General features: G+C 61.0%; 23 protein-coding genes and 4 pseudogenes. 9 read left to right on the forward strand and 18 right to left on the reverse strand.

What is annotated here, in order from left to right; translation table 11 throughout:
* Positions 1–302 precede the first annotated feature (302 nt).
* Positions 303–509: a VPLPA-CTERM sorting domain-containing protein gene (locus Q5701_RS21985; protein ID WP_306753054.1), complete on the forward strand. Its 207-nt coding sequence runs from the start codon at positions 303–305 to the stop codon at positions 507–509.
* A 1,446-nt stretch (positions 510–1,955) separates the two neighbouring features.
* On the opposite strand, the gene Q5701_RS21990 is transcribed toward Q5701_RS21985, so the two are convergent.
* Both Q5701_RS21990 and Q5701_RS21995 read right to left on the reverse strand, forming a co-directional pair.
* Entirely contained in the window at positions 1,956–3,485 is a 1,530-nt protein-coding gene (locus Q5701_RS21990) for a tetratricopeptide repeat protein (RefSeq protein WP_306753055.1), read from the reverse strand.
* A gap of 270 nt (positions 3,486–3,755) precedes the next feature.
* Positions 3,756–3,968: a hypothetical protein gene (locus tag Q5701_RS21995; RefSeq protein ID WP_306753056.1), complete on the reverse strand. Its 213-nt coding sequence runs from the start codon at positions 3,966–3,968 to the stop codon at positions 3,756–3,758.
* Between Q5701_RS21995 and Q5701_RS22000 the strand changes: the two genes are divergently transcribed.
* On the forward strand, positions 3,961–4,929 hold the full coding sequence (locus Q5701_RS22000; protein ID WP_306753057.1) for a VPLPA-CTERM sorting domain-containing protein: 969 nt from the start codon (positions 3,961–3,963) through the stop codon (positions 4,927–4,929). The two genes, Q5701_RS21995 and Q5701_RS22000, sit on opposite strands and share 8 nt — an antisense overlap.
* 257 nt (positions 4,930–5,186) lie before the next feature.
* On the opposite strand, the pseudogene Q5701_RS22005 reads toward Q5701_RS22000, so the two are convergent.
* Positions 5,187–5,894 (reverse strand): annotated as a pseudogene (locus Q5701_RS22005) (MauE/DoxX family redox-associated membrane protein); the annotation flags it as partial.
* A gap of 84 nt (positions 5,895–5,978) precedes the next feature.
* On the opposite strand from Q5701_RS22005, the gene Q5701_RS22010 reads away from it, so the two are divergent.
* Positions 5,979–6,359, forward strand: a complete 381-nt coding sequence (locus Q5701_RS22010; RefSeq protein ID WP_306753058.1) for a MerR family transcriptional regulator — start codon at positions 5,979–5,981, stop codon at positions 6,357–6,359.
* Positions 6,360–6,498: 139 nt separating this feature from the next.
* Here Q5701_RS22010 and Q5701_RS22015 read toward each other — a convergent pair whose 3' ends face one another.
* From Q5701_RS22015 to copM, 4 genes are all read right to left on the reverse strand, one after another.
* Complete coding sequence (locus tag Q5701_RS22015; RefSeq protein ID WP_306753059.1) at positions 6,499–6,978, reverse strand: DUF411 domain-containing protein; 480 nt, start codon at positions 6,976–6,978, stop codon at positions 6,499–6,501.
* A 30-nt stretch (positions 6,979–7,008) separates the two neighbouring features.
* Positions 7,009–9,342 carry a heavy metal translocating P-type ATPase gene (locus tag Q5701_RS22020; protein WP_306753060.1) on the reverse strand — a complete coding sequence of 778 codons (2,334 nt, stop codon included), beginning with the start codon at positions 9,340–9,342 and terminating at the stop codon, positions 7,009–7,011.
* A gap of 142 nt (positions 9,343–9,484) precedes the next feature.
* Positions 9,485–9,610, reverse strand: a complete 126-nt coding sequence (locus tag Q5701_RS22025; RefSeq protein WP_306753061.1) for a DUF305 domain-containing protein — start codon at positions 9,608–9,610, stop codon at positions 9,485–9,487.
* The gene (gene copM, locus Q5701_RS22030; protein WP_306753062.1) at positions 9,603–10,127 is read right to left on the reverse strand and encodes a CopM family metallochaperone; all 525 of its coding nucleotides are present in this window, start codon (positions 10,125–10,127) and stop codon (positions 9,603–9,605) included. The genes Q5701_RS22025 and copM overlap by 8 nt, the downstream gene beginning before the upstream one ends.
* Positions 10,128–10,190: 63 nt before the next feature.
* Here copM and Q5701_RS22035 point away from each other — a divergent pair, with 63 nt between their 5' ends.
* Complete coding sequence (locus Q5701_RS22035; protein WP_306753063.1) at positions 10,191–10,550, forward strand: hypothetical protein; 360 nt, start codon at positions 10,191–10,193, stop codon at positions 10,548–10,550.
* On the opposite strand, the gene Q5701_RS22040 is transcribed toward Q5701_RS22035, so the two are convergent.
* Entirely contained in the window at positions 10,442–10,906 is a 465-nt protein-coding gene (locus Q5701_RS22040) for an RrF2 family transcriptional regulator (RefSeq protein ID WP_306755469.1), read from the reverse strand. The two genes, Q5701_RS22035 and Q5701_RS22040, sit on opposite strands and share 109 nt — an antisense overlap.
* Positions 10,907–11,326: 420 nt before the next feature.
* Between Q5701_RS22040 and Q5701_RS22045 the strand changes: the two genes are divergently transcribed.
* Positions 11,327–12,835 carry a phospholipase D family protein gene (locus Q5701_RS22045; RefSeq protein ID WP_306753064.1) on the forward strand — a complete coding sequence of 503 codons (1,509 nt, stop codon included), beginning with the start codon at positions 11,327–11,329 and terminating at the stop codon, positions 12,833–12,835.
* Between the two features lie 368 nt (positions 12,836–13,203).
* On the opposite strand, the pseudogene Q5701_RS22050 reads toward Q5701_RS22045, so the two are convergent.
* Together Q5701_RS22050 and Q5701_RS22055 are read right to left on the reverse strand one after the other, a co-directional pair.
* A pseudogene (locus Q5701_RS22050) lies at positions 13,204–13,468 on the reverse strand (IS5/IS1182 family transposase); the annotation flags it as partial.
* A 341-nt stretch (positions 13,469–13,809) separates the two neighbouring features.
* Positions 13,810–13,947 (reverse strand): annotated as a pseudogene (locus tag Q5701_RS22055) (transposase); the annotation flags it as partial.
* A gap of 245 nt (positions 13,948–14,192) precedes the next feature.
* Between Q5701_RS22055 and Q5701_RS23130 the strand changes: the two are divergent.
* Positions 14,193–14,489 carry an IS110 family transposase gene (locus tag Q5701_RS23130; protein ID WP_306753065.1) on the forward strand — a complete coding sequence of 99 codons (297 nt, stop codon included), beginning with the start codon at positions 14,193–14,195 and terminating at the stop codon, positions 14,487–14,489.
* Positions 14,437–15,204: an IS110 family RNA-guided transposase gene (locus tag Q5701_RS22065; protein ID WP_306753066.1), complete on the forward strand. Its 768-nt coding sequence runs from the start codon at positions 14,437–14,439 to the stop codon at positions 15,202–15,204. Before Q5701_RS23130 ends, Q5701_RS22065 begins: the two co-directional genes overlap by 53 nt.
* A 35-nt stretch (positions 15,205–15,239) precedes the next feature.
* On the opposite strand, the gene Q5701_RS22070 is transcribed toward Q5701_RS22065, so the two are convergent.
* The 7 genes from Q5701_RS22070 to Q5701_RS22100 all read right to left on the reverse strand — a co-directional run bounded on the left by Q5701_RS22070 (position 15,240) and on the right by Q5701_RS22100 (position 20,092).
* Positions 15,240–15,473: a zinc finger domain-containing protein gene (locus Q5701_RS22070; RefSeq protein ID WP_306753067.1), complete on the reverse strand. Its 234-nt coding sequence runs from the start codon at positions 15,471–15,473 to the stop codon at positions 15,240–15,242.
* A gap of 292 nt (positions 15,474–15,765) precedes the next feature.
* On the reverse strand, positions 15,766–17,112 hold the full coding sequence (locus Q5701_RS22075) for a DUF1173 family protein (protein WP_306753068.1): 1,347 nt from the start codon (positions 17,110–17,112) through the stop codon (positions 15,766–15,768).
* Positions 17,112–17,642, reverse strand: coding sequence for a thermonuclease family protein (locus tag Q5701_RS22080; protein ID WP_306753069.1), 531 nt, complete (start codon positions 17,640–17,642; stop codon positions 17,112–17,114). The genes Q5701_RS22075 and Q5701_RS22080 overlap by 1 nt, the downstream gene beginning before the upstream one ends.
* On the reverse strand, positions 17,639–17,986 hold the full coding sequence (locus Q5701_RS22085; RefSeq protein ID WP_306753070.1) for a hypothetical protein: 348 nt from the start codon (positions 17,984–17,986) through the stop codon (positions 17,639–17,641). The genes Q5701_RS22080 and Q5701_RS22085 overlap by 4 nt, the downstream gene beginning before the upstream one ends.
* Positions 17,983–19,230 (reverse strand): replication initiation protein RepC, encoded by a 1,248-nt coding sequence (gene repC / locus Q5701_RS22090; RefSeq protein ID WP_306753071.1) that lies wholly within the window; start codon positions 19,228–19,230, stop codon positions 17,983–17,985. Before repC ends, Q5701_RS22085 begins: the two co-directional genes overlap by 4 nt.
* A 260-nt stretch (positions 19,231–19,490) precedes the next feature.
* On the reverse strand, positions 19,491–19,706 hold the full coding sequence (locus tag Q5701_RS22095; RefSeq protein WP_306753072.1) for a hypothetical protein: 216 nt from the start codon (positions 19,704–19,706) through the stop codon (positions 19,491–19,493).
* A 23-nt stretch (positions 19,707–19,729) separates the two neighbouring features.
* Entirely contained in the window at positions 19,730–20,092 is a 363-nt protein-coding gene (locus Q5701_RS22100; RefSeq protein WP_306753073.1) for a hypothetical protein, read from the reverse strand.
* Positions 20,093–20,643: 551 nt separating this feature from the next.
* Here Q5701_RS22100 and Q5701_RS22105 point away from each other — a divergent pair.
* Positions 20,644–20,688: pseudogene (locus tag Q5701_RS22105) on the forward strand (hypothetical protein); the annotation flags it as partial.
* A gap of 55 nt (positions 20,689–20,743) precedes the next feature.
* Here Q5701_RS22105 and Q5701_RS22110 read toward each other — a convergent pair.
* Complete coding sequence (locus Q5701_RS22110) at positions 20,744–20,917, reverse strand: hypothetical protein (protein ID WP_306755520.1); 174 nt, start codon at positions 20,915–20,917, stop codon at positions 20,744–20,746.
* 143 nt (positions 20,918–21,060) lie between these two features.
* On the opposite strand from Q5701_RS22110, the gene Q5701_RS22115 reads away from it, so the two are divergent.
* Positions 21,061–21,651, forward strand: a complete 591-nt coding sequence (locus tag Q5701_RS22115) for a CHRD domain-containing protein (protein ID WP_306753074.1) — start codon at positions 21,061–21,063, stop codon at positions 21,649–21,651.
* Positions 21,652–23,610: the final 1,959 nt, after the last annotated feature.

A 23,610-nucleotide genomic window follows, 5' to 3' on the forward strand; every position in this document is an offset into this window, starting at 1 on the left:
AGCCCTGATCGGCCATGCGTTCAAACTGACCATCCAGAACCGGCGCTTGAACCATCAGCGCCACGCAGCATAACCTCAACCCACAGAGCCAAAGCCCTCCAGACCAACATCAGGCCGCCTGTTCCAAATCATTCGACGACGGACACACTCCGGCTCTGCAGCTCTACGGGAACGGCAGCAATAAAGTCGGCAGCTGCGGGTCGGGCTGCAATTTCAACGGCAGCGGAAGCGCCTCGCTGTTTGATTACATCATCCGCATCGGCAGCAATGGCGGTAATGCAAACAACTATGTTGCATCCGTCGTGTTTGACGTTGCAACCACGGCCAAGCTTGGCGATCTCAGCCAATTTGCTTTCCGCGCCCAGTCCACGAGCAACCCGGGCGGCAGCATCAAGGCCGACTTGGAGCCGCAGCAGCCTGCTCCGGTTCCGCTGCCGGCGTCGGCCGTTCTGCTCATGGCCGGCATGGGCGGCTTGGCCAGCCTTCGTCGTCGCAAGAAAGCCGCCTGATCGGGCTCGCCTTCTGCACGTCCAAGCCTTGCACGCCCCGCCTCTGGTGGGGCGTGCTGGGCGCCTGCGTGGTCGTCCAAGCACAGCACGTCCCGCCTCTGGCGGGGCGTTTCGCTGGGCACGCCTGTATAGTCAACCAAGTGAACACTACTGGTCAGGCCAAATCCGCAACTGGCAACCCGCCGGTCCCGTCTGGCTCGATCCTGAGCGCGAAACCAGAGCCCCCGAAATCAAAGAAGCCGCATGAAATTGGCGGACAACTCCTTTGACAATCACCGGTCCTGCCTGACCGACCGTCCGAAGGGTGGCCGAAGGCCAGGCAGGGGAACGCCCTAAGCTGCTGGCGCAGATTTGCCTGAAGTCGCGCCCTACGAAACCCCAAGCCACAAAGTGTCAGGCTCTTGTTACCTGGCGTTCTGTTTCAATATGCGGCCGGCAGTGGTTGAGAGAAAACCCTCAAATATGAGTTCCTGTAGCCCAAATTGGATGATTGGGTTTGTAGATCACTATATTCCTGTCATCTTGTACGACTAGAAAGGAACCTGGATTTCCGTGGGAACCAGATGACCATATTGGATTATTGGAAAATCCATATATTACAAGATTCCCGTCTCCCTGCATTACGCATCTCTGCACTGCTTGCCCATGAGTGCCGGATGCCCAGTGCGGATGATTTCCCTCGTAGAGAACAAGATTGCCGTCTTGCTGCAATACCAACCTAAAGCGGCCATTTGGCGATATCAACGGATGATCCTTGGGCAATTCTTCATTGGGGCTCAGTCCTGTGTGCATTATAAATCACCTTAGATTTGAATTTAGAAGAATCTAAATATAACATGTTTCCTACTTAACTATAATATTAAAATTTAATGGGTTTCAATTAACGTAATATAGCAGGGTAAGTAATTTGGCAGTGTTACATCTTTGCCCGATTTTCGAGGAAACCTTTGCCATGTGGGCCGGATCGCTGCGCCATGACCAAGGCACCACCCTGCCTTCCGGAGGCCCCGCGCGCTCTGCCACCGCGTTTGCAGGAACTGGCCCGTGAGCTTGCGGAGGCCAGGCGCGCCTCAAGGCTGCCAAGGATCCCTGCACCCCACGACCACAGCCCCTACCTTATCCCACGCCTCCGCCCATTCCGCACCATGATGCCTCATCCGCCATAGTTCAGCCTGAGGTTGCGCCGGCACTTGGTCGCCTTGCAGCAAAAGGTCCCCGTCCCATGACCCAGAACTAACGTCGATACCCTTTGACCTTGGCCTGCGCTGTGCGCACCATGATGCCTCATCCGCCATAGTTCAGCCTGAGGTTGCGCCGGCACTTGGTCGCCTTGCAGCAAAAGGTCCCCGTCCCATGACCCAGAACTAACGTCGATACCCTTTGACCTTGGCCTGCGCTGTGCGCCAAATCCTCAAGCATCGCTCAGCGCTCAGCGCCATCCCACTGCTATTTCAAGCGCTGACGCGCCTCTTCGGCGTGGGAGAACTCAGGCTCGAGGGTGAGCGCTTCTTGCAGCAGAGCATGCGCTTCGTCAGAAAGACCCTGTTCCAATCGGACCAAGCCCAGCCGATAGGTCGGCAGGGCAGCGGATGGCTGCTCCGCACGCATCGCCTCGAATGTTTGCTCAGCCAGCTCAAGCTTGCCTGCCTTCAACTGCGCCAGGCCCAGCGTATCGTGCAACTCCGGCATGTCTGGCGCCAGTCTGACAGCGCGTTCGGCCAACAAGATTGCTTCATCAGGAGCGCTTTCGGTCAGCAGGCTGGCCAGATTGTTCAGGGCAAGCCAGTTCTGCGGGTCAGCCGCCAGAGCATTGCGATAGAGAGTAACCGCTTCGGGGCGAGCATTGGTCCGCTCCAGAAGCGAGGCCAAGCGCACCTGATCCCCCACAGTGGCTTCGGGCAGGCCAACCACTGCGCGAGCATAATCCAAAGCCCTCTCGTCCTGGCCAAGTCGTGCCGCTGCGAGACTTGCTGCGCGCAGAAGTGCGGGGTTCTGCGGCGCGACCGCAAGGCCTTCAGAAAAGGTATCAAGCGCCTTGTCGTATTGTCCTGTCGCCCCGAGCACCCGACCCTGTTCCAGCAAAAGTGCCGCATCACCGGGAAAGCGCGTCCTGGCCTTTGAGAGGATTGTCTCCGCTTCCACGAGATCCAGTTCGGCCACCGCAAGGCGCGCGCGAGCCAGGAAGGGCCGAACACTTTCGGAGCGCGTCATCAGCCGATCAAAAAGTGCCTTGCCTTCATCAAGCTTGTCGAGGCCGACCTTTGCACGGGCAAGGTAGTCAAGCACCAACGAGGGCGCATCTTCAAGTTGGGCAAGATCTTCCAGGAGCACCTCTGTCTGCGCCGGATCGCCGGCCATGAGATACAAGCGTGCCGCCTGCAAGCGGGGATAAAGATGCTCCGTCTTGGTTTCGGCGACGGCTTGTTCGTAATGTCGGATTGCACCTTCCCGGTCGCCCCGGCTTTCTAGCAGGGCTGCCATCCGCTCATGGGCGAACCAATTTGTCGGGTCGACCTCGATGGCGTTTTGCCAAGCGGCGCCGGCTTCATCGCGCCGACCAAGCGAAAGCAGCAGGTCGCCCTTGATGACAAGAGGGGCTGCATTGGCCTTGTAGAGCCGGGCGGCATGATCCATCGCCTCGACCGCCTCTTCTCGTCTATCGAGGTTGGCAAGCGCCATGCCCAGCAGATACCAGCCCTCAGGAGCCTCTGCAGCCGACTGCGTCAGGCCGCGGGAAATCCGCTCGGAGGTGGCAAAGTCGTTTGCCATGAAAGAGGCCAGCGCCTTACGGAAGTCTCGCTTGCCTGCCTCTCCCAAGGCGGGACTGGCATTGGGCAGCACCAGCCCGTCGGATGCAGTGTTTAGTTGAGGCGTCGCGAGATCCTCCAGGTCAACCGTTCGGGAAAAAGCGGGTGAAATAGAGGCCATTCCGCAAAGAAGAATGGCAGATCCATAGAACCAGAAGCGACGACGCATTATAAGCCACTCCTTTTAAATTGCGCTAATTCTAGGAGAGAGCGCTTCTCCCTGTCAATATCTCACTAGATCAGGAGTGTTTATAAAACAACCATGTTCTCCATGGGGTTGTGCATGAACAGTCTTCTGCAATCATAAACCTTCGGAAAATCACAGTTTTGACAAATGTTTATTATGTGTTAATCTCTTGGTGATCGCGATTCCGTGCTTATCCAGTGTGCGTTTGTTGTTCTCAGGAATCGATATGCCCAATGGCTTCGATAAATACGCTCATTTGCGGTTTGTTCTTTTGGAAACGCGAGACAGGAAACGGGCTTTGCCTGTGATTGAATAACACATGCGTTTCAGGAGAATACCAATGTGTCTAAAACTTGGCTTCTTGAGCGTTGCGGCGCTTGGGTTTTTTGCAGGGGGCGCGCTTGCTGACAGCATCTCGCCAGACAGCTTCACGGCCAATCTGGCCGTGGGGGAAAGCGTGACCATCACGAAGACAGTGACGATCTCGGCGGGTGGGCCAACAGATGCACTGATCGACGCCTACTTCCTCATCGATACTTCAGGATCCATGGGCGGTGTCATCAATGCAGCCAAAGCGGCGGCAGGCGACATCTTCTCGACCATTGCGGCCGATTTCGGCGCCGGTGTTGCGGGCGGCGTCGGGGTCTTTTCCGAGGGTGCTGCATTGCCGTCCGTCATTGCGCCCCCGGGCAGCGTTATCAACCAGGATGTGACAACCAACACAGGCAACGTGATCAACGCGATCAACAATGTCACGCTGAACGTTCCGGATGGTGGCGGCGATTTCCCCGAGTCGGCAAACACCGCCATTGAGCTGGTGGCCGAAAATGCCTCCTGGCGGCCGGGATCCAACCGCTTCATCTTTGCCTTCTCGGACGCGTCCTCCAAGGGTTCGCCCGACGCTGATGTGGTTGCAGCGCTTGCAGCCGAAGGCATCAAACTGGTGTCGCTTGATTTTGGTGGTGGTTTTTTCACGACCGATATGACCGAACTCGGAGCGATCACCTTCTCAAGCTCTGCCACTCCCGATTCAATCGTGGATGACGTGACAGCAGGTATCATCGAGGGATTTGGAGAATACAGCGCCGTGACGGTCGGCGATCTGGGCGGGGGCGATCCGTTGATCGACGTATCGACCGTTTGCACCGGTGCAGACACCGGCGCTTGCGTTGGTGACTCTGCCATGGGGGAGTATGATCGCTCAGTCGATCGAACATTCACCTTTGACGTAACCTTCACACGCAATGCCGACGGCACTTCCGTGTTCGATACCTTCGCCCTGGTCGACGGAGGGATCGTGGCCACTGAAGCTGACAGATTTCCCGGTGATGACGTTGCTCCGGTTCCGCTTCCTGCAGCAGGATGGATGCTGATGGCCGGCATTGGCGGCATGGGCGTTCTGCGTCGTCGCCGCAAGGCTGCCTGATGGTTTCCGCAGTGCCCCTGCAGCGCCACGCCCTCTGAAACACCAGCCGCCTAGACCTGTGGTCCAGGCGGCTGTCCATCTGCCAGGCAAGGGCTACCTGCAAGCCCTTTTCGCTTGGCAGCTGATCTCCGGACGCATCTACCTAGCCGGAACAATTCATGAAGCCGTCGTTTCACAGCGGGTAGGCACGGCTTCGTCCATTCTGGTTTGAATCGCACAACGGACTTTGACGCCCGGTTTTTTGTCCCTGGCGCTGATGTGAGCGAGACGAAGCCGAGTGGCACGTTGCTCGACCCGCCGACGCAGGCACATTTGAGTTCGCGGCGGTCCAGATAGACGGCCTTGAAGACCGACACAGCGCCGATGCTGCCGATGACCAGGGCAATGGAAACGGACAGCCAGGTCAGCGCACCCGCGATCATCAGGATGCCCGCCAGTCCCTCGGCGAAAGGGTAGATGTAGGAATAGGGCACCCATCGCTTTGCCAGCAGGTCGTAGTTCAGGAACATCGTTGCGAAGCTCTCGACGTTCTGCAGCTTGAGCAGCGCCAGGACCGCCATGCTGAAGGCAATGAACCATTCACCGGCGCGGATGGTAAAGGGCGTGCCATAGACAGCAAAGCTTGCGGCAAGCGCCATCAGAAGCGTCATGGCGAACAGGGCGATCACTGGCCGGTAGCTGGTCGCCTTGGGATCGGTGACGCGCTTGCCCAAAAAGCGGCGCAGATCATCATAGCCGCCGATGCGGCAGTCACCCACGAAGATCTGGGGTGTGGTTGCGACACCCTGGCTGGCCTTGAAGGCCTCAACTTCTTGGCGCGTGGCAAGGTGATGATCCTCGACCGCGAAACCCGAGCGCTTCAGCAGGTCCAGGGCCTTGAGGCCATAGGGACAGGTGTGATCCGGCATCATCATCCGGTAAAGGCGTGCCGTCTTAGCGGCGGCAGGAGCAGTAGCGTCCAACATCTTGAAGTCTCCTTGCTGTTCTTGTCATAGAGCAGGTCGGAACGTATATAGGTACCGTACCATAGTACGGAATCAAGGGTAAAAATGCTGACGATCGGAAAACTTGCCGAGGCTGGTGGCGTCGGCGTCGAAACCATTCGCTTTTACCAACGCAAGGAGCTTCTCCCGGTCCCTGTGCGCGACGGCGGCATTCGCCGCTATGACCAGGAGGACCTGCGGCGGCTTCGCTTCATCCGCAAGGCGCAGCAGGCTGGCTTCACGTTGGAGGAGATCAAGGAGTTGATCGAGCTGGACTCGGGTCATGACCATGATCGCGCACAGCATATGGCCAAGAAGCGGTTGGCCAAACTTGAGGAGCAGATTGCTGAATTGCAGCGGGCTCGGGCAAGCCTACAAAGGCTTGCAGAGGCCTGTGCGAAAGACCAGTCAGGAGCTTGCCCTATTCTTTTTGCGTTCGACGATTAGGGTCTGCTCTGAAGGCAGGCCAGCCAGAGACCGACACATGGAACTCGAATAACGGCTCTAAAAATCTTCATCGATGCATGCTTCGATTGGAGGGCAGCAACGCAGCCCAATCCGACATTCGATTCATGTGCAAAACGGTCTATGCGGCCGGGTAGTGCGTGAAGACGTCGCTCGTGCCGTCCTTGCGAATGAGCAGAACATCATAGGCCTCGCGTTCGCTTTCGGGTCCCATGCCGGGTGAGCCGTAGGGCATGCCGGGAACGGCCAGGCCGATGGCTTCGGGTCGTTCTTCCAAAATGCGGCGGATGTCAGCCACCGGCACATGGCCTTCGAGCATGTAGCCCCCGATCCGCGCCGTGTGGCAGGAAGCCATCGCCTCGGGTATTCCATTGTCAGACTTGTACCGCATCAGCGCGGTTCCGGCGCTGAGTTCGGTCGTCACAATGAAACCGGCCGCTTCGACAATCTCGATCCAGGCGCCGCAACAACCGCAGTTGGGGTCTTTCATGACAAGCATCTGGTTGTCGAGGCTGCGCGCCCTTGCAGGATGGGCGGTCAGGGCGAACAGCCCCGCGCCTGCGGCCAGGATCGTTCGACGTGAAGGGTTTTTTCTGGTCATGTCATATCCTTTCTCATGTGGATTGCAGGCTCAGAGCGCGACCCGCCTGAGCCGGAGGGCATTCGCAATGACAGAAACCGACGACAGGCTCATTGCCGCCGCGGCGATCATCGGCGACAGCAGCATGCCCGTCAGGGGGTATAGCAGTCCTGCCGCGACCGGCACACCGGCGGCGTTGTAGACAAAGGCGAAGAACAGGTTCTGCTTGATGTTTCGCAGCGTGGCCTTGGCCAGGCGCCGGGCGCGGACCACGCCCATGAGATCGCCGCCCAAGAGCGTCAGGCCGGCGCTTTCGACTGCGACATCCGCCCCGGTGCCCATGGCGATGCCGACATCGGCGGCGGCAAGGGCCGGGGCGTCGTTCACCCCGTCGCCTGCCATGGCCAACACGGCGCCATCCTTGCGCAAGGCATCGATGAGGTTCTTCTTGTCCTCGGGCAGGACGCCGGCGCGCACCTCGTCGATGCCCAGCCTGGCGGCAACCGCCTCGGCGGTTCGCTGGTTGTCGCCTGTGGCCATGATGACTCGCAGTCCAAGCTGGTGAAGGGTCCGGATCGCCTCAGTGGTCGAGGCCTTGATCGGATCGGCGACGGCGACAATCCCGGCAAGCCGGCCGTCGACCGCGACGAACATGGCGGTCTTGCCGTCGCTGCGCAGGGCATCGGCGCGTGCCTCGGCCAGGGTGGAGTCAAGTCCGAGAACCGTCATCATGGCCGTGTTTCCCAAGGCCGCAGTCCGCCCCTGGACCCTGCCCTGCACCCCCTTGCCGGTGATGGCCTCGAACTCCGAGGCAGACTGCATCCCTACCCCGCGAGACACCGCGCCCTCGACAATGGCTTCGGCCAGCGGATGCTCGGACCCGCGCTCCAGGGCCGCAGCAACAGCAAGCAGATCCTCTTCGCCCATGTCACCCAGGCTGATGACATCGGTCAGCTTTGGTCGCCCTTCGGTCAGGGTGCCGGTCTTGTCCACGATCAGCGTATCGACCGCCGCCATACGCTCCAGGGCCTCGGCATCCTTGATAAGAACACCGGCCTGTGCGCCGCGTCCGGCCGCCGTGGTGATCGAGATCGGTGTGGCCAGGCCAAGCGCGCAAGGGCAGGCGATGATCAGCACCGACACGGCGGCCGCGACCGCAAAGACCAGGGCCGGATCAGGTCCCCAGACCAGCCAGGCCATGAAGGAAAGAATGGCGATCGCCACGACCGTGGGGACAAAAACCGAGGACACCCGGTCGGCCAGACCCTGGATCGGGGCGCGCGAGCGCCGCGCGTTCGAGACCATCTCGACGATCTGCGACAAGACGGTATCAGCGCCCACACGGCGCGCCTCGATCACAAGGCTACCGTTCTTGTTGATCGTGCCGCCTGTGACCGGATCGCCGGGGCCTTTCTCGACCGGAACCGGTTCGCCGGTGATCATGCTTTCGTCCACGGACGACCGGCCATCGACCACTGTCGCATCCACCGGGACGCTGTCGCCGGGCCGGACGCGCAGCCGGTCGCCTTCCATCACATTTTCCAGCGGCGCATCATATTCAGTGCCATCCTCCAGCACCCGGCGCGCGGTCTTCGGGGCCAGGTCCAAAAGCGCCCGGATCGCATCACCCGTACGTTCGCGCGCCCGCAGTTCCAGCACCTGGCCCACGAAGATCAGCGCCACGATCACGACCGCAGCCTCGAAATAGGTGCCGACGCCATGGCCCATCCGGTATTCCTCGGGGAACAGCCCAGGCAGGAAGGTCGCGACGATGGAATACAAATAGGCCGCGCCGACCCCGAGCGAGATCAGTGTCCACATGTTGGGCGAGCGGTTCTTGATCGACTCCCAGCCTCGGCGAAAGAACGGCGCGGCGGCCCACAGGACGATCGGCGTGGCCAAGGCGAACTCGATATAGGATGCCAGGCGATGTCCGATCCAGTCCCTGACCGGAAGGTTGACCAGTTCGCCCATGGTGAGGACGATCAGGGGAACGGCCGCAGCGGCGCTGATCCACATCCGCCGGGTGAACTCCGCCAGTTCGGGGCTAGGGCCGCCGGTCGGCAGCATCGGCTCCAGTGCCATGCCGCAGATCGGGCAGTTTCCGGGGACATCGCGGATGATCTGCGGATGCATCGGACAGGTCCATGTCGTGCCGGTAGGCTGCGCGGCCTTGCGGCCTTGGGCGTGACCGCTGGCATAGAACCAGGGATCTTCCTTGAAGGCAGCGTCACACTTTGCCGAACAGAAGTGAAACGACTTGCTGCCGAACTGGGCCTTGCGCGTGTCGGGGCCGACCGCGACGGTCATGCCGCAGACGGGGTCGATGGCGGTCAGGCCACCGTCCGGAATTGCGGCCGCACTATGATGATGATGGTGTTCCATTTCGGTTGTTCCTTGGTCCGGGGCGCGCGTTCCGGTCGAATTGCCACGGCAGAAACCTTGGGTCGGTCGCCCGTGGCAGGGTAGAAAATAGGCTAAACCGTCAGGGTGGCCGCGCGATCGAAACCGCGCGGCCGAAACCATGTCACTTAGCGTTTTCGGAAAGCCAGGTTGTCATCTGCTCGATCTCACCGACCTGTGCTTTGATGATTTCCTCTGCAAGTGCACGCATCTGCTCGTCTTTGCCGTGCTCAAGGAGAACTTCAGCCATGTCGATGGCGCCCTGGTGGTGGGTTAGCGTTTTCGGAAAGCCAGGTTGTCATCTGCTCGATCTCACCGACCTGTGCTTTGATGATTTCCTCTGCAAGTGCACGCATCTGCTCGTCTTTGCCGTGCTCAAGGAGAACTTCAGCCATGTCGATGGCGCCCTGGTGGTGGGCGATCATCCCGCAGGCAAAAGCCACATCCGCATCTTCATTCATCATGCCTTCATGCATGGCCGGCATCGTGACCATCATCTTGCGCATGTTGTCCTGAACATGCTGGGGCATATCCTCCATCTTCATGCCGCCCATGCCCATCATGCCTGCCATGCCGGATCCCATGCCGCCAGCTTGCTGATCGGATCCCGTCGCGGCCCCCTCCATCTCGCCGGAGGGCATTTTTTGTGAGCCAGAGGATGCGGCACACTGTTCCGGAAGCTGGAATTCAGCATCCTGTGCGAAAACAGGGCCCGAAAAGGTCGTCGCAGTGATTGCCAAGGCGGCAAGTATTTTAACGGAAGTCATGTGTCTTCTCCTAATTAGGTTAGGTGGACGTTCAGGGTAGGCTGACGATCAGAAAACGGATACGTGCATGATCACGTCATCAGGTTTCAGCCCGGCCTTGTTCATTTCCTTGCTGGACATGATGCGCCCGGCCGGGACGGGAATTGTGCTTCTAGGGCTGACAGATCCGAAGGAGGGATCCCGGCCCGTTGCCTCAGCAATGCGCTGACCCAGTGGGCGGAAGATGTCGCCCCGGCCGACATACCCTCCTATCCCTGCGCCTATAACCTTATCAAGGCGCTGACCATCGCTGCCAAGGCAAAGGGCGCCACGGCTTACGCAGCGCAATGGGCGGGTGCGCAGGCTGCACGGGCGCGTGCCCTTCCGGCACGAGAGCTGGTGGAGGCCTTGGACAAGGAGATGAAGGACATCCTCGTATCGTAGAACTGTGCAGGATTGGACTGGCCACTTCCGAGGTTCACGCGGCTGTCGCGCCCGGTCGCGGCAGGATATTCTGCCAGGGTTGAGCCATTCAGGTCAGTCAGGAATGCCGCCTCGGCCGATCGCAGGCGCGCCTTCGGGCGGCCGCATCCGATGATCGTGCATTCACCACCTCTCGGGGCGAAGCATTCGACAAGCGCCTGTTTCTGTTCCAGCAGGCGAACCAAGGCTCCCAGCCTGCTCGTCTCGGGCGGTTGGGCCAGGACTGCGCCGCCGCTGCCGCCCCGTTGCGTGGTGACGATCCCGGCCGGGGCAAGTCGTTGAAGGATCTTGGCAAGATGGTTGCAAAAATCCCGAATTCTTCAGCCAGCCCAGCTGCCGAGAACGCTCCGCCGCGATCGGGGCTGCCCGCATCAGCATTCGCGGTCCATATTCCGTGATTTAGGTCAGGGTCACTGTGCCATATCCTTGATTTCAGTGCGAACAGGACTCTCCTCGGCAGCATCGGGTTGATCGGCGCGATCTATCGCCTTTCGGCAGAACCCACTCCTTGTCAGTTTGAAGTCGTCAGGGGTCTAACGGAAGCGATCTCCAGCCGTATCGAGGCTCTGGAAACGCGTGACTGCCGATATGAGGGGTGGCGGCGGCGGGCAGCTTGTCGACCGCGCAGATGCTCGGGCTGGATGCCTTGCAAGCGGGGGGCATTTGGCCGACTGTTACCCAGACGATACCTTCGAAAGGGTTCGTGACGATCCATGATAAAGACGATCGGCTTGATCATGATCGCAGTCGCGCTGATTGCCGCATCGCTTTATTATAAGCCTCCGTCCCTTGACGGGCGGACGACGAGCCAGGCTGTCAGGGCGTCGCGGGACACAAGCTTGGGCGCGCTTGCCCTGGCATCTCCACGGGAGGCGGACAGCGGGGTCCTGCCCCTGATTGGGGGGCCAGATGCCTTTGCGGCGCGGGTTTCGCTGATCCGGGCGTCCCGGGTGGCGCTTGATGTGCAATATTACATCTGGCAACGCGACGCGACCGGGCTGATCCTGCTGGACGAATTGCGCCGGGCGGCGGAACGGGGCGTGCGGCTGCGGCTGCTTCTGGACGACAACGGCATCGCCGGGCTGGATCGGGAACTGGCCGCCCTCGATGCCTTGCCCGAAGTTGAGGTCCGGCTGTTCAACCCCTTCATCCTGCGGCAGCCGAAGGCCCTTGGCTACGCCTTCGATTTCGTCCGCCTGAACCGGCGGATGCACAACAAGTCGCTGACGGCGGACGGCGCCATGAGCATCCTGGGCGGGCGCAACATCGGCGACATCTATTTCGGCTTTGGCGAAGGCGTGCATTACGTCGACACCGACGTGCTGGTGGCGGGCCGGGCCGCCGCAGAGGTGGGTGCCGATTTCGACCGTTATTGGGCAAGCGCCTCGGCCTATCCCCTTGATCGCATTGTGACGGTCGCGGCGGGTGATGGAGCAGGCTTGCTGCAACGCGCAGCGGCTGACGCGCGGACCTCTGCGGAAGGCAAGCTTTACAAGCAGCGGCTTGAGGAGTTCGACCTCTTGGCCCAGGTCGCTGACGGGCGGCTGTTCTTTGAATGGACCTCGGTGGTCCTGGTCAGCGATGATCCGGCCAAGGGCGTGGGCCGGGCCAGGCAGCGCGATTTGCTGTTTCCCCAGTTGATGGCGCTTTTAAGCCGTCCAGGACAATCGATCGACCTGGTTTCGGCCTATTTCGTACCAGGGCGGCAGTTCACCAAACGGCTGGCCCAGGCTGCCGGCGCCGGGGTGCGCGTGCGGATCCTGACCAACTCACAGGCCGCGACCGATGTCATGGTGGTTCACAGCGCCTATGTGAACTATCGTCCGGCCCTTCTGGAAGCAGGGGTCGAGTTGCTGGAACTGAAACCGGAATACGCAACCCGGGACGAACCCGACCCGCCGGGCGGATCATCCCGGGCCAGCCTTCATTCCAAGACACTGGCCATTGACGGGCAACGGATCTTCATCGGGTCGTTCAACTTCGATCCACGCTCGGTCATGCTGAATACCGAGATGGGGGTGGTGATCGACAGCCCCCGGATTGCCGGAGCCTTGGCCGATGTCTTTGCCGCTGAGTTTCCGCAGCGCAGCTACCGGCCGGTCCTGACGGATGGCGGTTCCCTGGCTTGGGCCGAGACCCTGTCCAACGGCAAGACGCTTCATCACACGACCGAACCGGGAACGACCCTCTGGTCGCGCCTTGTTGTGCGGCTTCTGGGCCTGCTGCCCATCGAGTGGCTGCTGTAGAATAAGAGAACACACCAACACGGCACACGCTCGATTAAGCAAGCGTGACAAAAGCCCTGTTCGTGAGCTGAAGTGCCATGAGCAAGCTCCTTTTATCCAATGATCTGTGAAGGCCCAACGAGCCACTCCTGCCAAGGGAGCCGCCGAACCTGATTTACTGAACCACGGGGAAGCCGGGTATCGATGTCATCCTTGGCGAAAGCCTAATGCCCGCTTGGCAGGATCCACAGGCCAAGGTCTATCTGTCATGCCTCATCCATTCGGCAGACCGTCTGATCAGCCATGCGGTTGAAAGTAGAAGCGGCGTCGATCCATTCCTTCCGAACCGTCACTGGAAACGGACCAACAGGCCCATGCTGTAAGACTACCGTTGCCACGCGTCGCCAGTCCTTGAGGCGGCCAAACATGATCTCGATCCTGGTGCGGCGCTTGTCATGTTTGACGGGCTTGCCGCGCGACTTCCGGCCGGGGATGCAAGGCTTTATCCCCTCTGTCTTCTGGTGCATCTCTGAACCAGTCGGCATCATCGCCCCGGTTAGCCAGCAGCCACTCTGCGTTCGGCAAGCTGCCCAGCAGGGCTGCAGAGCCGGTATAGTCGCTGACTTGCCCTGCAGTCATGAAGAAACGGATCGGACATACTTGTCCGGAACCGTCACCGCATAGTAGCCGCTATACTGCGGAAGCTCGGCGTCCTGATACGTGTTCCGCTTCAGCTCCGGGTAGATTGTCGAGGGCAGGCGCGAAAGCCGGTGTGCAATTTCCGGCACCCGCATCTTGCCTGTGCGCCATTTGGCAATCTTTCGACCTTCTCAAGCTCAGGTATAGGGGGAAGCCATTTTGTAAATCCACCACGCTTGTCTTATGCTGATCCCGGCTCTTATGCGAAGAAGAGCCACTGCACGCCACGCCATTCATGGCGTGCAGTGGCGGTGGCTGGATCGTCACGGGCTTGGTCGTGAGGGACCGTTTTAGAGACGCAGAATGAAGATGATGCCGGCCAAGACCAGCCGGTCATCGCATCGAGGGCGGCCGCCCTTCGGCTTCGGCCGCTTCCTTGGCAGAAGCGGCGCAATGGCCTCCCACAGATTATCAGATACAAGGGGTTTGCTCATGGCCTCTCAACGCATGAACAGCAGGTTTGTGAGACGCTTGTCTTATGCTGATCCCGGCTCTTATGCGAAGAAGAGCCACTGCACGCCACGCCATTCATGGCGTGCAGTGGCGGTGGCTGGATCGTCACGGGCTTGGTCGTGAGGGACCGTTTTAGAGTGTGATCAGCCATCGTCTTCGCTTGGGGCCTGAACGGATACAGAGCGGCGCGAAGCCCTCTACGACAAGCATAGGACACGCGAAGACAATGAAGGATACCATCGGAATAGACATCTCGAAAGCCACGCTCGATGCTTACCGCCTGAGCACTGATAAGTCGGCGCAGTTTCCCAATTCTGCGGCCGGCCTGCGCGCGCTGCGCCAATGGATCGGTGAGCAGATCCCAGACCTTGTTGTCTTTGAGGCGACCGGTGCATATCACGCTGCGCTCGAGCGTCATTTTGCCGGTGTCTTGCCTCTGGTTAAGGTAAACCCGTTGCAAGCCCGCCGCTTTGCGCAAGCCTGCGCTCGAGCGTCATTTTGCCGGTGTCTTGCCTCTGGTTAAGGTAAACCCGTTGCAAGCCCGCCGCTTTGCGCAAGCCCGTGGGACACGGGCCAAGACCGACGCGGTTGATGCGCGGATACTGGCCATGATGGGCGCGGCACTGGATCTTGTGCCGGACGCTCCAGAGGACAAAGAACAGGCTGATCTCAAGGAGTTGCAAGTCGCCCGCATGGCGCTGATCAAGGAGCGGACACGCCTGCTCAACCGGTCCAAAACACAGACCCTGCCCCTTTTGAAGCGTCAATCCAAGGCGCGCCTTGAGCAAGTCAAGCGCCAGCTCCTCGAGATGGAAGAGGCGCTGCTGGACCTCTTGCTCCGGTGCCCGAAACGGGGCCGCGCCTTCGAGGTTCTCTGCTCAATCCCGGGGTTAGGACGGATTACCGCTATAGCCATAATTGTTGAATGCCCAGAGATCGGCACCATGACCCGAAAGCAGATCGCCAGCCTTGCGGGCCTGGCACCAATGGCACGGCAATCTGGCCAGTGGCGCGGCAAGGCATTCATCCAAGGCGGGCGTAAGTTCCTACGAGACGCGCTCTACATGCCCGCACTTGTCGCCGCACGCCATAACCCGGATCTCCGTCAAAGATACCAAACCATGATCAAGGCAGGAAAACCCGCAAAGGTCGCCCTTACCGCTCTTATGCGAAAGCTGATCGAGCTGGCCAACGCACTCGTCCAGCAGGACCGCAAATGGACACCAAAAACGGCTTGATCAAAACGGATACTCTACATCCGCAATGTTGAGCCTCAGTCCCTGGCGCAGCCACGCGGGTCGATAGCCCAGCCGGAGCCAGCATGGATGATTGCCGCTCCATAGCCATGCTGTTCAATGAACTGCCGGTCTGCTTCGGCTTGGCGCGCCTTGTGGAGATCGCGCGACAGCTGACCATTAGCGCTGCAGCACCACTGGTCAGGCTGCTTGCCGCAAATGGGACAACCGACTGCCAGAGCCGGATGATGATGCGCGGTGAAGTCGGGCATGGACGTGTCCTCCCTGTGTCATGGGGTGGCGTGCAGCAACGGCATGAGACCCGCTGCAGACACCTGCCGCAAGACAAAGCGTTGCCGTTTGTGTTGCTCAATCATGGCCAAGAGTTTGCGCCCACGCTTTGGGCAGGTCCAATGACAAACAGGAATCGATCCCTGTGCATGGATTTGGATCGTTGATGAATTACGGAGGCCGTTGTCGCGGCCCGGTAACGCAGAGATAGTCGCAGAAGCGCAGCCGCAAACCAACGGAGGAGCATCATCGGTTCCAACCTGAACGCATGAATCACGTCCGTGAGCCATGGCCCCCTCTCAGCGGAAGCTCCGGCATGTCAAAGAGCCCTGCCGGCCAGTGCCAGGCCGGATAAATGCCTTCTGCAGCGATCCGGCGCAGGTCCTCCTCTTGGTTCACCGCCATGTCCGGGGCCGGCGCATAAAGCGCAACCGGTCCGTCGCCGTCCAGCAGAACCGCCGTGGCAATGGGCGCGTCCGCCGGCAGGTTGTAGGGCAAGCACCGGACGAAATCCCGCTCGGCCAGGGCTTCGAGCAGCGCATGATCCCGCTCGCCCTCAAACGGGATCCACCGGCCATCGACCGGCATCAGGGCGATCTCCCGGATCTCGGCATAACTGCCTTTGGCCGCAAAGGTGGCGATTGCCATCAGGTGACTGTTCGGCGTGGCCTCGACGAGCCGGACTTTTCGGGCAGCAGCCCGGTCGAACCGCTTGGCCGTCTCGCTGTCGAGGAAGACGGAAAAGTCCGGCAGATGCTTGAAGCGGAGCTTGCGGCCGTATTGGGAAGGCTCCTGTCCCTTGAGCTCGGCCACCAGCAGGCCCAGCCCGGTGGGCTTGCCCGCAACCGGCTGCAGCTTGTGCAGAAAGCGCCGCCGCTCGCCTGCCAGGCGCTCCTTTTCCTCGACGAGATAGGGAGGCGGAACAAGAAGGATGTCCGACAGCGGCCCTGCGCGCGTCCGGGCGCGTGCTGCCGCAAGCGAGAGTTCGCGATGCACGATCCACCAGCTGCGCCGCCCATAGGCCTTGCGCCACGTCGTCAGTCCCGAAGCGTCCCAAAGATAATGCAGCAGGGCAAGAAGCCGCAGCTTGCGCAGGCTGGCGGTCACCGATGCGGCTTCCGCTTCACCCTCGTCGCTGTCCGAGGACTGCCTGCTGCCGCGAAGCGACATCGAAAAGCCGAGCCTGAGCGTCGTGTCACCTGCCTCGTCCGTGACGATCGCCTGCCCCGCCAGCGGCCCAAGGCCTGAAAGTTCCGGGGGTGGATCAAAGGAAGGGCAGGAAAGGTCATGCGCATGCCCCGTTCCGGGCATGCGCTTGAGATGAAACACGCCATTGATCAGCGCCACATACATGGGTGGCTCGGCTTCGCAGCACTGGCAGAGCGGTCGGGCATGCCCTTCATGAGCCCGGGCGAGAATGCCTTGCAGCTCGGGCGCATCGTCGCAAAAGCGGACATGCCCCAGCCGGTAGCAGTTGCCATCAGCGCTCATCTTCTGCTCCCTCCCTTCCCTGCGGGCAGAGCGGTCGGGCATGCCCTTCATGAGCCCGGGCGAGAATGCCTTGCAGCTCGGGCGCATCGTCGCAAAAGCGGACATGCCCCAGCCGGTAGCAGTTGCCATCAGCGCTCATCTTCTGCTCCCTCCCTTCCCTGCGGGTCCCCTGCCCTGCGCCAGTCAACAGACCGCATGAAGCTGCCGGCCCAGATGCCTGTCCGGCTGGCCTCCGCTTCACGCCCGGCCGCCCTGTATCTGGCGCTCTCTTCGCCCGTAGGTATTGCCCATCCCTCGCGGACCAGCCACTCGGCCAGATCGGTGCCGCCCGTGGCGCAGCGTGCAAGGTCGCGGCCGTAGCGATCCTGGCCAGCGACATGGCAGGAAACCTGCTGCCGAGCCACGTGCGCTGCCAAGGCATGTCTGGCGTCCGCGCCGCAATGCCACGTCTGCCCGGCTGCATCCTGACAGGTCTGATCCAGTTCCGGGGCGTCTATGCCGAGGATGCGGATAGACCGCTTGCGGATAGCAATTGTGTCGCCATCGATCACGCTCACGGCCCCTGCCACACGGGTGGCTGGGGCCATCTGTTTCTGCTCACCCAGCAGCAGCATTGCCGCCATGAGCAGAAGCAGTGAGATCCAGGCCGCTTTCCTCATTGCGGCCTCCTGTCTGATGGAGGCTGCGGATCGACCCCGAGGCGCGCACCAAGGCCAAGCGCTGTCGCACGCTGCACGAAGGTCTGGCGCGCGGCGGAAACTGCGCGGCCCCGCACCAGTCCGTCCTGCCAAGCCTGCTCCAGGCATTGGAAATGCTGGGTCAACGCGGAAAAGTACCGCTCGAAATCAGCCGCCACCAGATCGACATAGGCGCGGACATCTTCGTCTCGTTCCGGCACCCAGGGCTCCTCGGGTGGAACGCAGATCGGAGCCTGCGCCTCTGCGGCTGTGGGGATCAGAAGCACCGACAGCAGGGCCGCGGCGATAAGGCGATCATGCGTCACAGCATCTGCTCCCGTCGCCGGCGTTCGCTGAGGCCGATCAGACTGCCCATCAGGTTCAGGTGGCCCTGCAACCAGGCCCGTGTCATGCCGCGCAGATAGCCGCCAGGGCTGATGATCGGCGCCACGGGATCGTCCTTGCGCGCGTCCAGGATCAGCATGGCCACCGTTGCGCCATCCTCGCCCATGGCGGTGCAGGCATCCGACCAGGCTGAGTGGTGAATGCCCAGGTCCAACACGCGCCACTCAGCCGTCCAGATGAAATCGTGAAACCTCAGGCGCTCGGGATCGGCCCGCCCGGAAAGGTAAAACTGCATCTCGGGTGAGGCGAGCCGGAACAGGCGCTCCGGCCCAAGTTTGGTGAGCCATTCGCGTCTAACAGCGTTCGTTCCACTCCCACGCTCGTTCTCGGCGTCTGCTCTTCTGCTCTCTGGCGGCAGGCGAGAAAGTTGGGCGAACGCCGGCTCCGCTGCAGGCCGTCTGTCACCGGCCAAGGCCTCACAAGACAAAGAACAATCTTCGTTTGTATCTTGTAGATGAGACCGCTCGTTTTCGGGCGGTCGATCGCCTGTTTTGGTGAACATTTCGAGCAGATCGAGAGCGTCGCGCGTCAGGGCATCGGCCTCCATCTCGTGCGCGGCAAGCGTATCCAGAGTCATGCCATGCAGCCGGTCGGCGCGAGGCCAGGCAGCGAAAGCAACCTCGATGGCTTGGACACGGGCATCTTGAGAGGCAACCTCGCGTAGGTGCTCCAAGGCTTGGCGGAGGCAGCGCCAATGGGTGCTGCGTTGGCCACGAAGATAAATGGCCTTGCGCCGCGCTGCGGTCAGTTGCGCGTCAAGGGCAAGCAGTTCGGGAAACCGGTCAATGACGGCGCTGAAGAACAGCCCCGTCCCGGCATGGCGGGAGCGGCTGCCGTTTGCCGCAGTCCGTCGCTCGAGAAGCCCTGCTCGTTCGAGCCGGGCGGTATGGGCGCGCAACCGTGTCTCGGAGAGCGCAAGGATCTTCGCCAACTCGGAGGCAGCTGCATAAACAAAAGGCTCCCGGTCCTCTGCTGTCCAGTCAGTCGGTCGGGTCATGGCGGCAAGCCGGGCCCAGGTATGGGCCGCTGCCCGGCCAACACCAAGATGCGGCGCGACCCGCTCCACCAGGTGAATAAAGGTATCGCGCTGCCATCCGGACGTAAGGGCCGGGTAGAGCGTCAGGGCGCGCCGGGATTGGGGCCTTGCTGTGAGAGTGCGTGTCATCTGCTCCTCGGAAACTGGGAGCACGGGAGCCGCCGCCAAAACGCCTTCGTTCGCACGGATGCGTTTTCCATCTTGATTTTTGGGAGAGATTCAATCACGATCGCTCCTAACTCGAAGAGCAATACAGGCCGGCAAACCTGTGTTATCGAACCTCCCCTCGTGCGGACCCCGCGCGGGGGTTTTCTATTTTCTAGTGATCGTTTGTATGAACTCTTTTTCCCTTCTTTCCGTTTTGGACTGCCCAACGGCTGGTTCAGGCATCAGTAGCTGACCCACTCCGTAGAGTACGTGCCGGTGTGATCCCGCATGCGCAGCAAGATGGCCCGAAAGCTCGGTCCGTACTCATTCAGCAGCTTGCTCCCGGTTCTGGCGCGAACTGCGGCATCCAGCCATGCAGGCCAGTCTTCCTCGCTAACGCTTTGCCGCATCAGGCGACCGGACGCATCGTAGGTGCCTTGCACCGTTGTCAGATACATGTCCCGGCCTCCACTGCCACTCGTCACGTGCTTGGCAACTTGCCAGACTGAGAACGGCGGTGAGAAACTAGTCCACGGAAGCGGCGGCATGGAGCTGCTGCGGGCGGCGTAAAAGTCGTCCACCTTTTCCCTTTCTGCGGCAGCAGGGAGGGCGCGAGGATTTTCAGCGTTCGCGGCAGCTCTGCGGGTTCTTCAGTTGAGGGGTCGATAGCGACAATGTTGATCTGGTTCTTGTTGACCAGGTCGAACTGCCTCACCCCGACGGCATAGCTGCCATAGGCTGACAGGGCAGGAGCATTGGGCGCCTGCCCATCGATGCGATTTTGAGCCGCAAGCGGCGTGGCCGCCGCCGCCAAGAGGGCGGCACTAAGAGCGATACGTATCATTGGGGTTCCTCCTCAAGGTAACTTATGACGACATCTGTCTCTTCCGAGGACAGTGACTTGGCAGTGATCCTCGGCGAGACGTCCGGCTCTGCCCCAGCGCCGGGCTATGTGCTGCAAGACGAGGGGTAAATGCTTTCGAAACCATTCGAGCATTCCGTTAAACATGTGAGGGCGTGACCAAGTACATTCGCATTGTGCAGTTGCTTAACGCGTCAACGCGATGGTTGAGTGACGGTGCTGTAAGACATGCGACGATTTCCACAGAGTGCCGATCTTTTCACGTCGAGCCTTTTGCACTTGGTTGGAGGTTGTGATGGCGGTTCACCATCATCAGGCACCAAGGGCATCAGCACCTCCACCCTTGACGTGGCCAATGCGGTGGGGCCGCTGACAGCTACCGTCCCGGCGCAGGGTCCAGCAGTACGGCCGAGGCGGTGTCGATCTCGCTCTGGTTATGCTGACGTGTGCCGTCAGAATTTCCTTCGGCCTATTCCTGTTCAGTCCCCAAGCTGATCCGCATGGCCGGCAGCCAGATCAGCGAGCTGAATTCGATGCACACCTATTGCGTGTCACTGTTGGCGGCCGTGACCGGGACCGTTGCCAGTTGGCAGGGCTTGCCGGTCAGTTCGACCTATATTGCAGTTGGCGCGATTATACCTGCGCTTTGGAGGTGGACCGCGCCGCAAGCTGACTGCGCTGCCCAGCCCAATTCATCGGAAACGGCACCAGCACGCGCGCCAGCGTCACCTCATGGCTCTGTCGCGCCTTCAGGAGCCCTTCGAGGATGTCGGGCGCGAGCAGTGTCAGGCGCAGGACTAGGATCATGTAGGAGAGCTCGATCTCTTCACTTTCGGCTAGTTCGCGATCACTGCAAGGTGAAAACGCTGTGACCGCACGACCTGTGTGTGCTAGTATTGCAACGGGTCCCGGCGCAAGGGGCGCCCCGGTTTCCCGGGAGGAGGCGAACGATGAAAGCCAAGACATGGGTGCTTGCCGCGCTGCTCTGCGGCCTGACTGCCGTTCCCGGGGCCGCGGCAACGCTGACCTTCGTAACGAGCCTTAAGGGGTCAAGCGAGGCGCCGCCAAACGACTCGCCCGCGACGGGTTCAGGCAAGGTGACGATTGATACGGTCGCCGCGACTATGGCGGTCGCATTCGAGTTTGACGGACTGATCGGTACGCTAATCGCCGCGCATATCCACGGTCCGACTGCGGAGCCGCGTACGGGGACCGCGGGGGTGATGACGCAGGTTCCGACCTTTCCGGGCACTCCGTTGGGGGTGACGAGCGGCAGCTACAGCAACATCTTTGACATGACTGATATCGCGAGCTACAACCCAGCCTTCCTGTCAGCGCAGGGTGGTTCAGCGCTATCGGGCTTCGATGCGCTGATCGCGTCCATCACCGGCGGTAGAGCCTATCTCAACCTCCATTCGACCGAATATCCGGGCGGCGAGATTCGCGGCTTCTTGGCGCCAGTCCCGCTGCCGGGGGCAGTCTGGCTGATGCTGGCGGGCGTCGCGGCGCTTGTAGCGGCGGGGCGGCGGAAGATGGGTTGAGAACTGCCGAACTGGGAGGGTGGCCTATAGCGTCCAGTTCGATACACCACCTTCTTGGCGACCATGCTGCCGGTTCTCTTCAACTTCCCGCAGGCGACAGCGCCGTCCGGGATCTAAAGAGTATGCTTTTTCTTCCGGGCAAGCAGCAATGGGTGAAAACCCGCGAAAGGGCCAGATGCCTGCCGTCGTGGCGAACCTCGAGCCAAAGGGGTCCGCAACCCGATCAAGGGCCAACCGACACCAGCCTATATCGCGTTCCGCACTGACCTTCATTCGGATCAGACCTGCTGCGCGGCTCGGACGAAGATACCGACGGACAAGGTCCAGCCCACAGGAAGCTGATGTGTCCTGGCATCGAAGCCGGGCAGTGTCTGAGCGAGATAGGCATCGTGTGAGATCCAGCGTGTCCACAGGCGGGGTCCATATGTAGCCTGTGTCGGTATTCCATAAACGAGCAGCTTCATGATGACACCCACACCTTCCGAGACCCGAGGCCAGATCGTATTTTTAAAACATACTACATGCCCGTTTGGTCGCCGGCGCCACCTGTCTCGCAACTGCCTTGCGGGTACCCGCCGGTCCTCAACCGTCAGCTCTTCGCGGCTTTGTGGATCGGAGCCGCCCGTGATAGTGTTGCATGCGACCGCGTCAGAATGGCGCGCATTTAGGTGGTAAAGTTATGGTTCAGCCTGCGCGAGAACCGCAGCACCAGCCTGCGGCTGATGCTCCGTCTGTCAACATGCTGCCCTACGATCCTGAAGAATGGAAACACCGGGTAGCGGCTGCCCGCGCCCAGCGAGAGGAAGTGCTGCGGCAGCGTGCGGCAGAGCAGCAGCAGGCGGCCGAACGCCGAAGTGTCGGGCCTTCTGAACGCGCGGACCTGCCTATCATGGTACCAACACCGGGCGTGCCAGCACCCATACGCGCTGTGAAAAACGAGCAGCTTGAAGCCGCAGGCGCCATACCCTATTCCTTCGGTCCGCGTCAGGTTCTTGCGGCCTTGGCGCAGATAAGGGGAAAGACCCCCTTTGGCGGTCGTGTGCCTCCGATGCTGTTGGGGCTGGTGATTGGCGGCTTGGCAGGGGCCTCCCTTGTCAGCCTTGGCGCAACCCGCCCCAGCGGCATCGATCCTCAGAGCGAGAGTGCACCGCCGGTTTCCTCGGCTGGTCCTTTCGTGGATGTTGCGCCTTCCTATGCGACACCGGTCAGGGCGCCACCTTTGACGACATGGTCCTCGGGCCTAGGCGTTGTACCGTCTGCCGATGCACAAGAGACTGCCTTTTCATCACTTGATGTGTTGTCTGCCCCGTCATCTCGTGGACTGGAGCTGCCTGCCTTAGCGACAGCGGCTGCTGCGCCCAGCATGCCAGCGATTGCCGCACTTCCTATCGCTTCCGAACAGCCCGGCTCCGGGACGAGCCCCGAGATGGCCACAATGGCACTCGACTCGGCTTCCGGGGAGGCCAAACAGGCACCCTTTGTGCCAAGGCCACAGCTTGCCCGTCCCCCGGTGCCGGCGTCGGATGCCAGCCCTCAGCTGCTGTTGTCGAATGCGGAAAAGCCACCCATGCGCTTGGCCGTGTATGTCCCGGAGCGTCTTGCGGGCGAGCGGCGAAACCAGACGATGATGCAGCTCTCGGAAACAGGATGGTCGCCCGAGGAAGCATCGACACCCTTCACGATCGGTGAGACGCATGTCCGGTATTATCACCCGCAGGATCGGGCGGCAGCCGAAGAGCTGGCAGCTTCGCTGAACACTGAGGCGCGGGACTTCGTCAGCTTTACGCCGTCTCCGGAGGAGGGCTACCTGGAACTGTGGCTGGGCGGCCAAGGAGCGCCTCCAAAGCCCAAGGCTGTCGCCACGCGCAGAGAAGTCGAAGCCCCGAGCCGGGGGAATGGGGCAGGGCGCGGCAGCGAGGTGCCGCAAACGACCTCTGGTGTCCGCAGACGGGCGGCCCC

It is taken from the genome of Paracoccus actinidiae, assembly GCF_030863885.1.
GTDB lineage: Bacteria > Pseudomonadota > Alphaproteobacteria > Rhodobacterales > Rhodobacteraceae > Paracoccus > Paracoccus everestensis.